11 protein-coding genes are annotated in these 11,497 nt (G+C 49.3%); 7 read left to right on the top strand and 4 right to left on the bottom strand.

The genetic code is table 11. The features are described from left to right. The first annotated feature begins 13 nt into the window (after positions 1-13). The 3 genes from rpsL (at position 14) to fusA (ending at position 3,206) form a co-directional block, all read left to right on the top strand. Entirely contained in the window at positions 14-388 is a 375-nt protein-coding gene (gene rpsL, locus XMA127_RS09655) for a 30S ribosomal protein S12 (RefSeq protein WP_173481797.1), read from the top strand. Between the two features lie 147 nt (positions 389-535). Next, a complete protein-coding gene (rpsG, locus tag XMA127_RS09650; protein WP_173481798.1) occupies positions 536-1,006 on the top strand; it encodes a 30S ribosomal protein S7 in 471 nt (156 codons plus the stop codon). Between the two features lie 106 nt (positions 1,007-1,112). Beyond that, positions 1,113-3,206 (top strand): elongation factor G, encoded by a 2,094-nt coding sequence (fusA, locus tag XMA127_RS09645; protein WP_173481799.1) that lies wholly within the window; start codon positions 1,113-1,115, stop codon positions 3,204-3,206. Positions 3,207-3,254: 48 nt separating this feature from the next. Here fusA and XMA127_RS09640 read toward each other — a convergent pair whose 3' ends face one another. Both XMA127_RS09640 and hemL read right to left on the bottom strand, forming a co-directional pair. Continuing rightward, positions 3,255-3,839: a hypothetical protein gene (locus XMA127_RS09640; protein WP_173481800.1), complete on the bottom strand. Its 585-nt coding sequence runs from the start codon at positions 3,837-3,839 to the stop codon at positions 3,255-3,257. Positions 3,840-3,845: 6 nt separating this feature from the next. After that, entirely contained in the window at positions 3,846-5,129 is a 1,284-nt protein-coding gene (gene hemL / locus XMA127_RS09635; RefSeq protein WP_173481801.1) for a glutamate-1-semialdehyde 2,1-aminomutase, read from the bottom strand. Between the two features lie 180 nt (positions 5,130-5,309). Between hemL and argC the strand changes: the two genes are divergently transcribed. The 3 genes from argC (at position 5,310) to XMA127_RS09620 (ending at position 7,252) form a co-directional block, all read left to right on the top strand. Next, entirely contained in the window at positions 5,310-6,344 is a 1,035-nt protein-coding gene (argC, locus tag XMA127_RS09630) for an N-acetyl-gamma-glutamyl-phosphate reductase (protein WP_173481818.1), read from the top strand. A gap of 66 nt (positions 6,345-6,410) precedes the next feature. Further along, positions 6,411-6,749 (top strand): iron-sulfur cluster insertion protein ErpA, encoded by a 339-nt coding sequence (gene erpA / locus XMA127_RS09625; protein ID WP_173481802.1) that lies wholly within the window; start codon positions 6,411-6,413, stop codon positions 6,747-6,749. A gap of 62 nt (positions 6,750-6,811) precedes the next feature. After that, positions 6,812-7,252 carry a YtoQ family protein gene (locus tag XMA127_RS09620; protein WP_173481803.1) on the top strand — a complete coding sequence of 147 codons (441 nt, stop codon included), beginning with the start codon at positions 6,812-6,814 and terminating at the stop codon, positions 7,250-7,252. Here the strand turns inward: XMA127_RS09620 and XMA127_RS09615 are convergent. Together XMA127_RS09615 and XMA127_RS09610 are read right to left on the bottom strand one after the other, a co-directional pair. After that, positions 7,249-8,334 (bottom strand): anhydro-N-acetylmuramic acid kinase, encoded by a 1,086-nt coding sequence (locus XMA127_RS09615; protein WP_173481804.1) that lies wholly within the window; start codon positions 8,332-8,334, stop codon positions 7,249-7,251. The two genes, XMA127_RS09620 and XMA127_RS09615, sit on opposite strands and share 4 nt — an antisense overlap. Position 8,335: 1 nt before the next feature. Beyond that, a complete protein-coding gene (locus XMA127_RS09610) occupies positions 8,336-9,709 on the bottom strand; it encodes an OapA family protein (RefSeq protein WP_254442858.1) in 1,374 nt (457 codons plus the stop codon). Positions 9,710-9,914: 205 nt separating this feature from the next. Here XMA127_RS09610 and tyrS point away from each other — a divergent pair, with 205 nt between their 5' ends. After that, positions 9,915-11,210, top strand: a complete 1,296-nt coding sequence (gene tyrS, locus XMA127_RS09605) for a tyrosine--tRNA ligase (protein WP_173481805.1) — start codon at positions 9,915-9,917, stop codon at positions 11,208-11,210. The last annotated feature ends 287 nt before the right edge of the window (positions 11,211-11,497 follow it).

The following is an 11,497-nucleotide window of genomic DNA, read 5'->3' as shown; positions in this document are numbered from 1 at the left end:
TGGAGTTTGCTTAATGGCAACTATCAACCAGCTGGTGCGCAAACCACGTAAACGCGTTGTAGAGAAGTCTGATGTTCGTGCATTAGAAGCTTGTCCTCAACGTCGTGGCGTATGTACCCGCGTTTACACTACTACACCTAAGAAACCGAACTCAGCACTACGTAAAGTTTGTCGTGTTCGTCTTACTAACGGTTTCGAAGTTTCTTCATACATCGGTGGTGAAGGTCACAACCTACAGGAGCACAGTGTTGTTCTTATCCGTGGTGGCCGTGTTAAAGACCTACCTGGTGTACGTTACCACACTGTACGTGGTGCGCTTGACTGTGCGGGCGTTAACGACCGTAAACAGGGCCGCTCTAAGTACGGTGCTAAGCGTCCTAAGTCTTAAGTTCGTCTACTCTCTATGAGAGTCGGCGAAGCTGTTAAGCAGGACCTAGTCCGCGCTGGTAGCTAGACCGAGACGATAAGAGTAAGGGCAGGCTTAATTGCCTGAGTAACCTGAAGACCTTTTAAACGATTTATTGAGGGCTTATCCATGCCAAGAAGACGCGTCGCTGCAAAGCGCGAAATTCTACCGGATCCTAAATTCGGAAACATCACACTGGCTAAATTCATCAACCACTTGATGATTAGCGGTAAAAAATCTGTAGCAGAGAGCATCGTTTACGGCGCTCTAGCGAAAGTTGAAGAGCGTACTAAAGCAGATCCTTTGGAACTGTTTGATAAAGCGTTGGAAACTGTTCAGCCTATGGTCGAAGTTAAGTCTCGCCGCGTTGGTGGTGCAACTTACCAAGTACCTGTTGAAGTTCGTCCATCACGTCGTATGGCGCTTGCAATGCGTTGGCTGGTTGACGCATCGCGTAAGCGTGGCGAAAAAGACATGTCTCTTCGTCTAGCGGGCGAGCTACTAGACGCGGCTGAAGGTCGTGGCGCTGCGGTTAAGAAACGTGAAGACGTTCACCGCATGGCTGACGCTAACAAAGCGTTCGCACACTTCCGCTTCTAAGCGTTTTTATCTGGCGAAATGGTGTTATCATTTCGCCAGCTTTAAATTCGCTTTTTTAAAGCCTTCGTTTATGACGAGGGCTTTTTACGTTTCAGGAGTTTGATCAATGGCTCGTACTACCCCAATTAATCGTTACCGTAACATTGGTATCTGTGCTCACGTAGATGCTGGTAAAACGACAACAACCGAACGCGTTCTGTTCTACACAGGCATGTCACACAAGATCGGTGAAGTGCACGATGGCGCTGCAACCATGGACTGGATGGAGCAAGAGCAGGAGCGTGGTATCACCATTACCTCGGCTGCGACAACCTGTTTCTGGAAAGGGATGAATCAGCAGTTCGATGAGCACCGCGTTAACATCATTGATACTCCTGGGCACGTTGACTTTACCATTGAGGTAGAGCGTTCACTGCGTGTACTGGATGGTGCCGTTGTTGTGCTCTGTGCCTCTTCGGGTGTTCAGCCGCAGACTGAAACGGTATGGCGTCAAGCAAACAAGTACGAAGTACCTCGTATGGTGTTTGTGAACAAGATGGACCGTGCCGGTGCAGATTTCTACATGGTGGTTGATCAGCTTAAACAGCGCCTGGGTGCTGTACCAGTACCTATTAATATTCCGATTGGTGCTGAAGATGAATTCAAAGGCGTCGTTGACCTGATCAGCATGAAAGCGATCATGTGGAACGAAGCCGATCAAGGTATGACCTATGATCTGGAAGAGATTCCAGCTGATCTACAGGACCGTGCCGAAGAGCTTCGTGAAGAGCTGCTAGAAGCGGCGGCCGAAGCCAATGAAGAGTTGATGGATAAGTACCTTGAAGAGGGTGAGCTATCTATTGATGAGATTAAAGCGGGTCTGCGTCAGCGTACTCTGAATAACGAGATTGTTTTGATGCTAGCCGGTTCTGCGTTCAAGAACAAAGGCGTTCAAGCAGTACTCGATGCGGTTATTGAGTACCTACCATCGCCGACTGAGGTCAAAGCGATCGAAGGTACATTGGATGATGCTGCTGAGACCGTTGAAACGCGTGAAGCGGATGACAACGCGCCGTTCGCATCACTGGCATTCAAGATCGCTACCGATCCCTTTGTGGGAACCTTGACGTTCGTTCGTGTCTACTCAGGTGTGTTGGTATCTGGTGACAGCGTTTATAACTCGGTTAAGCAGAAGAAAGAGCGCATCGGTCGTATGGTGCAGATGCACGCTAACAGCCGTGAAGAGATTAAAGAGGTTCGTGCAGGCGACATCGCTGCGATGATCGGTCTTAAAGATGTGACCACAGGTGATACGCTGTGTGATGCTGACAAGAAGATCGTTCTAGAGCGTATGGAGTTCCCTGAGCCAGTGATCTCGGTTGCGGTTGAGCCTAAATCACAAGCGGATCAAGAGAAGATGGGCTTGGCACTGGGCAAATTGGCGCAGGAGGATCCATCCTTCCGTGTTGAGACCGATCAAGAGACAGGCCAGACCATTATTTCGGGTATGGGAGAGCTTCACCTAGACATCATCGTTGACCGTATGAAACGTGAGTTCAAGGTTGAAGCGAACATCGGTAAGCCTCAGGTGGCTTACCGTGAGAAGATCCGCAGCAGTGTTGTTGCAAACCACAAGTTTGCCCGCCAGTCAGGTGGTCGTGGTCAGTATGGTCACGTTGTCGTTGAGTTCTCGCCAAGTGATGACGAAGGGTTGGAGTTCATCAATGAGATCGTCGGTGGTGCGATTCCAAAAGAGTACATTCCTGCGATCGAGAAAGGTATCTCTGAGCAGATGAAGAACGGTGTTCTTGCGGGCTACCCATTGATCGGTCTGAAAGCGCGTCTTTACGACGGCTCTTTCCACGATGTCGACTCTAATGAGATGGCCTTCAAGATCGCCGCATCACAAGCACTTAAAAAGTACGCTATGGAAGCTGATCCTTGTCTTCTAGAGCCGATGATGAAAGTGGAAGTCGTGACACCTGAAGAGTACATGGGTGACGTGATGGGTGACCTTAACCGCCGTCGTGGTCTGGTTCAGGGTATGGAAGATACGACATCAGGCAAGGTGATTCGTGCTGCAGTGCCACTGGGTGAGATGTTCGGTTATGCGACCGATCTTCGTTCAGCATCCCAGGGTCGTGCGACCTACTCAATGGAGTTTGAAAACTACGCAGAAGCGCCGAAAAACATCCTTGATGGCATGTTGAACCGCTACTAATTGATATCAGTGATTAAAAAGCAGAGCCGGTTTACCGCCTCTGCTTTTTTATGCCTGTGAAGCTTTGGCCTTCAATCCTTTGGAGGCAAACAGAAGCGTCAAACTAAGGGCTAAGTAGAGTAGTAGATCAGAGGTGTTGGCTTTCCAGCTGAAAATAGCGATTGCCAGTAGAAGTGCAGCACTCAAAAACGAAGCTCGTTGGGATCTGATTTTGCTAAGAAAGGCAGCTGCTCCTAATGCACCTATTAGAACAATAGCCAACACCATAGCGTAACCTGCTCCGGCATCCATTCTACGGCAGAGCTCAAACAGGGCAATCAGTGCCAGTAGGTAACGCCCCCAGGTTTGCATGGTGAAGCTGCGCTGCACCGCACGTGCCAGCAGTGCGCTAGCCATCATAGGGGCCCCTGCATAGAGGGCCAAATTGTTCAGTATCCGAAGCAGTGTCGAACTGTCCATGGAGTCACTGGTCAGGGTGAAGCTGCCAATGAGTGCAATGATCATGCTCAGCAGTGAGAGTCGAGTGACTTTGATCTCACTGCTGCTATCGAGGTCATCTTGCGTCCCTCTGAAGAGGTAGAGCGTGCTAGCGATGGCTGCTAGCAACAGGAGTATTTGCCCCAACAGAGTCATCGTAGATTACCCCAGTTTCGCAAAGGCGCGGTCAGCCGCTGCAATGGTTGCGTCTAGGTCAGCCTCTGTATGAGCGGCGGAAAGGAAGCCCGCTTCATACGCTGAAGGTGCCAGATAGACTCCTTCGTCGAGCATGTGGTGGAAGAACTTTCCGAACGCTTCAACATCACAGGCGGTTGCATCACTAAACCCAGTGATGTTCTCACGATCGGTGAAGAACAGACCAAACATACCACCTACTGCGGTCGTGGTCACAGAGATGCCGTTTTTAGCCGCTACTGCCTTCAACCCTTCGGTGAGGTATTCTGTCTTCGCGCTTAACTCTTCGTACAAGCCTTCACGCTCCATCGCGGTTAGCATAGCAAGGCCGGCACGCATGGCTAGAGGGTTGCCTGATAGGGTGCCCGCTTGGTAAACAGGGCCCAGTGGCGCGATCTGATGCATGATCTCCAGTTTGCCACCAAAGGCGCCAACGGGCATGCCGCCGCCAATGATCTTGCCTAGAGTGGTAAGATCAGGTGTGACACCATAAAGCTCTTGTGCACCGCCGCGCGCTACGCGGAAGCCACTCATCACCTCGTCAAAGATCAAAACGGTTTCGTATTCATCACAGATGGCACGCAAGCCTTCCAAGAATCCTTCTACTGGAGGGATACAGTTCATGTTGCCAGCGACTGGCTCAACGATGATGCACGCAATCTCTTTACCCACTTCAGCGAAGGCCTGTTTGACACTCTCTAGGTTGTTAAACTGCAGTGTGATGGTGTGCTCCGCCAGTGCAGCAGGCACTCCAGGTGAGTTTGGTTCGCCCAGTGTCAGTGCTCCTGAGCCCGCTTTGACCAGCAGTGAATCGGAATGACCGTGGTAGCAGCCTTCAAATTTAACGATCTTATCGCGACCGGTGTAACCTCGCGCTAATCGGATGGCACTCATGGTCGCTTCAGTACCCGAGCTGGTCATGCGAACCATCTCCATTGAGGGTACAAGCTCACAAATTTTGTCTGCCATCTCTGTTTCGATTGCTGTTGGTGCACCGAAAGAGATGCCGTGGTTTAGGGCATCACGCACCGCATCGATCACAGGAGGGTAGTTGTGGCCAAACAGCATAGGGCCCCAAGAGCCGATGTAGTCGATGTACTGTTTGTCATCTTCGTCGAAGATGTAAGCGCCTTCGGCACGTTTAACAAAGACCGGTGTGCCACCGACACCTTTGAACGCACGAACGGGCGAGTTAACACCGCCTGGGATGTGTTTCTGGGCGGCTTCAAATAACTGTTCTGACTTAGACATCAACTTAACCTCGGTAAACATTTTTGACCATTATCCACAGCCAGCAAGGGAGTGTCAGTAGTACGCCTGAACAAATCCCTTGGATCGTGAATCTGGAGTTGGAAATCACTGTGGCGTATTATACAGCACCTGAATTCTTAAGACTCAGTCAGTATGGCTAACATGGAGCGTGGAACTATCGTGATTAAAGTAGGTATTGTGGGTGGCACGGGTTATACCGGCGTTGAACTGCTTAGACTGTTGGCCAACCATTCAGAAGTCTCTGTCGAGGTGATTACCTCCCGCTCTGAAGAGGGTATGCCAGTTGCTGATATGTTCCCCAATCTTCGTGGTCATTACGATCTAGAGTTTACCGTGCCAGATGTTGACCGCTTGGCCGCCTGTGATGTTGTCTTCTTTGCAACGCCGCACGGTGTTGCCATGTCGATGGCGCCGGCGTTAGTTGACCGTGGTGTGCGCGTGATCGATCTGGGTGCTGACTTCCGAATCAAGGATGTACCGCTTTGGGAGAAGTGGTACAAGCTGGACCACAGCTGCCCAGACCTGGTTGAGAAAGCGGTCTACGGTTTACCTGAGTTGAATCGGGAGCAGATTAAAGATGCGCAGTTAATTGCTTGTGCTGGCTGTTACCCCACCGCGACTCAGCTGGGCTTTTTGCCGCTGCTAGAAGCGGGTTTGGTTGATACACGCCGTTTGATTGCCGACTGTAAGTCGGGTGTATCCGGTGCCGGTCGTGGCGCCAGTGTTGGTACATTGCTGTGTGAGTCGAGCGAGAGTTTTAAAGCCTATGGTGTGCCTGGCCACCGCCACCTCCCTGAAATTCGCCAAGGACTCACTTGGGCGGCGGGTAAGCCGGTCGGTTTAACCTTTGTACCTCATTTGACGCCGATGATTCGTGGTATTCACGCGACGCTCTACTCTACGTTGAAAGACCCTGTTGATTCGGGTCTGCAAGAGCTCTTTGAAGCACGTTATGCCAACGAGCCTTTTGTCGATGTGTTGCCTGCAGGTTCTCACCCTGAGACTCGCAGTGTAAAAGGGTCTAACTTCTGTCGTATCAGCGTTCACCGTCCACAAGATGATGATACGGTCGTGGTTCTCTCAGTCATCGATAACTTAGTGAAAGGTGCTTCTGGTCAGGCAATTCAGATCATGAACATTATGTTTGGCCTAAAAGAGAATGCAGGCCTCACTAACGTAGCGTTGATGCCATAATTCTTGACTGTTTTACTTGGTTTTGTGAGAATTCACCCATTCCAATGAATTTTGAGGTGTGTATTCATGTCCGCTGATGCCGATATGATCTTTACTGACTCTGCTGCAAATAAGGTACGTACTCTGATTGAAGAGGAGCAGAACGATAACCTAAAGTTGCGCGTCTTCATTACTGGTGGTGGCTGTGCAGGTTTTTCGTACGGCTTCACTTTCGATGAGTCTGTGGCTGAAGATGATACTGTGGTTGAGAATGCGGGAGTGACCATGGTGGTTGATCCGATGAGCTTTCAATATCTTGTGGGTGCAGAGGTGGATTACAAAGAGGGTCTACAGGGTTCCCAGTTCGTGATCAACAATCCTAATGCAACAACGACTTGTGGTTGTGGTTCATCTTTCTCAATTTAAATGAATGCTATAGGCCAGCGGCTCCTAGCAAGAGTTGCTGGCTTTTTTATTAGGGGGCTATCATGAGTTACAAAGTGTATATGTCGGGTGAAATTCATACCGATTGGCGTGATGTGATTCGCCAAGGTACTGAAGCATTGGGTCTGGATATTACCTATTTGGCTCCGGTCACTGATCACCCTGCCAGTGATGCTGCCGGCGACCACTTGGGAGAGCAGTCAGATAATTTCTGGCGTGATCACCAGTCATCCAAAGTGAACCTAATTAGAACCAAAGGGATGATCGAACAAGCTGATCTGGTTGTGATTCGTTTTGGTGACAAGTATAAGCAGTGGAATGCTGCATTCGATGCAGGCTACTGTGCTGCTTTGGGTAAGCCTTACATTACTCTGCATGCAGAAGATTTGATTCACCCACTTAAAGAGGTTGATGCTCAATCTCTAGCCTGGGCCAAGACGAATGAGCAGGTAGTGGAGACGTTGCGCTACGTCCTTCAGCCTTAAGCGGGAAAGAGCGCGCCAAGGCGACGCTCACCGAAGGCGCCTGTCACAGCTGGGATATTCCCAGCTTTTTTGTTTTTGAAAGCCCAAGCTAGCCAAGCAAAGGCAGCGGCTTCCATGGCATCGGCTGACCAGCCTAATAGGTCGCTGGATATAATGGTGAAGTCAGGTAGGTGTGCTGTTAGGCGTTCAATCAAATGATCGTTTCGCGCGCCTCCGCCACATAGAATCAGTTGACAGTGGGTCAGCTTGGCCTGTTTTAGAGCGTCAGCAATGGTCACTGCGGTTAATTCAGTCAATGTCGCTTGAACATCTTCAGGCGGTAGCTGATCAAAGTCTGCAAGGTTATGATTGAGCCAGTCTAGATTGAAGGTCTCCCGACCGGTGCTTTTTGGGGCGGCTCTTTGGAAATAGGGCTCGTCTAACAGAGCGTCAAGCAAGGGTTGGTTTATATCACCGCTCGCCGCCCATGCACCCTCTGCATCAAAGTGAACCCCCTTATGTTGGTAGATCCACTGATCGATCAGTGTGTTAGCAGGTCCGGTATCAAAACCTTGAATATCTCCGTTTGATGTAAACAGAGAGAGGTTTGCAATGCCGCCAAGGTTCAAAAGGGCAAAGGGTCGGCGCATCTTCTCGGTTAGGAAATGATGGAAGGCAGGTACCAAAGGCGCTCCTTCACCACCTGCTGCAAGGTCGCGTCGTCTGAAGTCGGCAATGACATCGATTCCGGTCATCTCGGCCAGAATATGAGGGTTACCTGCCTGCAGAGTGCAGCCTTCGTCTGGTCTATGTCGTAGGGTTTGACCGTGGTAGCCAATAGCGTTGACCTCTTTAGGATCAATGCGGTGGTCATGCAGGAAGATCAGAATGGCTTCCGCAGCAAAAGTGGCCAGGTCCCTATCTAGGATCATCAGCTGATCAATCGATTGGGGCTGGCCAGTCATAAAGGGAAGAATGCGCTGCTTAAGTTCGTCAGAGAATTCGAAACAGCGAGAGTGCAGTAGTTGATACTCAGGTTCGAAGTAGCAAAGAGCGATGTCGAGCCCATCTAAGCTGGTGCCGGACATGAGGCCCAGAAACATTTTACTCTGCTGCACGACTCTCACTGGCAATCAGTTGCTCAATGGCCTTCTGCTGAAGTGAAGCAATCATATCGTTAGCCACTTTATTGAAGTTGGCACGCTCTTTCTTAGCAATCGGTTGTGCGGCAGGAAGTTTCACCGTCTGTGGGTTCTTATGGACCCCCGCAACTCGGAACTCATAGTGCAGGTGGGGGCCGGTTGCAGTGCCGCTCATACCTACGTAGCCAATGGTCTGGCCTTGCTTAACGCGTGAACCCTTTTTAACCTTGCTGTTGTATTTGCTCATGTGGCCATAGAGCGTCGTGATGTTGCCACCGTGTTGGATAATGACCGTACGACCGTATCCGCCTTTTGTACCGCGCCAAATAACTTTGCCATCCCCGGCTGCCTTGATGGGTGTGCCTGTTTTAGCAGCGTAATCAGTTCCTCGGTGAGGACGTTTTACGCCAAGCACTGGATGGTAGCGCTCGCGTGTGAAGCCTGAGCTGATTCGGCGGAAGTCGACAGGGGAGCGTAGGAAAGCTTTACGCATACTGCGGCCTTCCGGAGTGAAGTAGTTTACGTCACCGTTGGAGTCTTCATAGCGAACGGCGGCGAAAGTATCACCGTTATTGGTGAACTCCGCGGCAAGAATGTCGCCATCGCCAATTCTTTTTCCATCTAAATACTTCTCTTCAAACAGCACTCTAAACTGGTCGCCTTTGCGAATATCCAGAGCAAAATCGATGTCCCAGCCAAATACCTCGGCCAGTTTCATGGTGATGTTCTCAGATAGACCGGCGCTTTTGGCTGCAAGGTAGAGCGAGCTGGAGATCTCTCCAGTGACGAACCGCTGGCGCATCTCGGGTTCAAGTACTAGGGTCTCTTGCTGATAACCCGTATCCGTCAGCGAAAACTCAACTGACTCTAACAGGCTCTTTTCAATGCGCAGTGTGATGAGTTGGTTATCTTCAATGTGAAGACTGAGCGTCTGGCCAGGACGGAGCGCATTGAAGTGCTTGGTTTTTTTATCAGCCTGGGCAATCTTATGAACATCTTTAGCACCTAGGCCGGCACGCTTGAAGATTTTGCTTAGGTTGTCACCGCTTTTGACTTTAAAGCGTTGCCACTCAATAGCGGGTGGCTGTTCTGCCACTTCAGTGGTGGCTGAGGTTTGCTCATTGTGTTCTATAAGGGTTGAAGAGGTGGTTTCAGCCACCGGTAGTTGTGCTTCTGGAAGGGCTTTGGGTGAGATAAGTTCGATCTGAGATCGAGTGGCTTCTACCTCCGATGAAGGAAGTATCGAGAGCATCAAGGCGATAAACGACAGAGACCCAACAACGGCAAGGTGCATCTTAGGAAATCGCTTCGCTTTTCTGAAAATATTTTTAGCCAAACCTACAGCCAGATATTAGTTGAAACAGAGTGTTTGTCCCTTAGACAGTTAATTGTATAAAAGTTCCATCTAGATTCCGATAGATAAAGCGATTTAGCGATGATTTTAATCAAATGGATCCCTTATCAAATTTGTCTAACAGATGATCAATCGGTAGAATCTCGCCTCTCAAATTAAGACCGCAAACATCGGATTGAAACAAACCATGGCAAATATCAATTTAATCGCTGAACTTCAGTCGCGTGGACTTGTCGCGCAAATGAGTAGTGAAGATGAGTTAATGGAACACCTAGAGAAGGGTTCTGTAACGCTCTATTGTGGTTTCGATCCGACGGCAGATAGTCTGCACATTGGTAGCCTAGTGCCGCTGTTAACATTGCGTCGTTTTCAAGAGTATGGCCATAAGCCTTTGGCTCTTGTGGGTGGAGCAACCGGTTTGATCGGTGATCCGAGCTTTAAAGCACAGGAGCGAAAGTTAAACGATGATTCAACGGTTGCTGGTTGGGTGGATAAACTCAAAGCACAAGTGAGTCAGTTCATCAGCTTTGATAACGGCGATAACAGTGCCGAGGTTGTAAATAACCTCGACTGGACTCGAGGCATGGATGTACTGACCTTCCTGCGCGATGTGGGCAAGCACTTCTCTGTAAACTCGATGATTGCAAAAGAGTCTGTAAAACAGCGTATTGATCGTGAGGGATCTGGTATCTCTTTTACAGAGTTTACCTACATGATTCTTCAGTCTTTTGACTTCCAGCAGCTTAATAAGTCGCACGGTTGTACTTTACAGATCGGTGGTTCTGATCAGTGGGGCAACATTACTGGTGGTATCGAACTATCACGCCGTATGAATGGCAACCAGGTGTTCGGTATTACGCTGCCACTGGTAACCAAGTCAGATGGAACAAAATTTGGTAAAACCGAGTCAGGTACTATCTGGTTAGATGCGACTAAAACATCGCCCTACGCCTTCTACCAATTCTGGATGTCGACGGCTGATGCAGATGTTTACAAGTTCCTTCGTTACTTCACTTTCTTAGATGTTGAGAGAATTGCTGACATTGAAGAGGAAGATAAAGCAGCGACTGGTCGTCCTCAAGCGCAAGCGATTCTCGCGGAAGAGGTGACACGCTTGGTGCATGGTAATGATGCAGTAGAAGCGGCTAAGCGAATTACAGAGTCACTCTTCTCAGGTGATATTAGTCAGTTAAGTGAAGCTGACTTTGAGCAGCTTAAGCAAGATGGTCTTCCGGCGACACAGGTTCCAACGGATCTTTCGGATACACCGTTGACGACACTGTTGGTTGATGCGGGTATGGCGAATTCCGGTAAGCAGATCAAAGATGCACTGCAGCGTGACGCTGTCATCGTAAATGATCGTGCCTGTGGTATGGCCGATAATATGTCAGGCAACGAAATTTTCAGCTCTGAAGCAGGCCTATTTGGTAAATATTTCCTAGTCAAACTGGGTAAAAAGAAACACCACCTGTTTTATTTGTAAAAAAGTTAGTTTTTTTACAAAAAAGGGGTTGAATAAAAATCGGGTGTCGGTAATATACGCACCTCGCTTGAGACGAGTACTCAAGCAGCCGCCAAGAGATCGGTGGCACGCTCTTTAACAATTAATCAGGTAATGCGTGTGGGCGCTTGTTGAGGTTGAGCACAAAAGCTTAACAAGACAAGCAACCTATATGTGAATTCATTTAGCGTAATGTTTTTCTTGAGCAGATTTAGATGATCTTCGGATTGTCGAACTTTTTAACTGAAGAGTTTGATCATGGCTCAGAT

The sequence above is a fragment of the Marinobacterium sp. xm-a-127 genome (genome assembly GCF_013283425.1).
GTDB lineage: Bacteria > Pseudomonadota > Gammaproteobacteria > Pseudomonadales > Balneatricaceae > Marinobacterium_E.
Note: the sequence above shows the minus strand (reverse complement) of the source record. Positions and strands in the feature narration are given on the sequence as shown.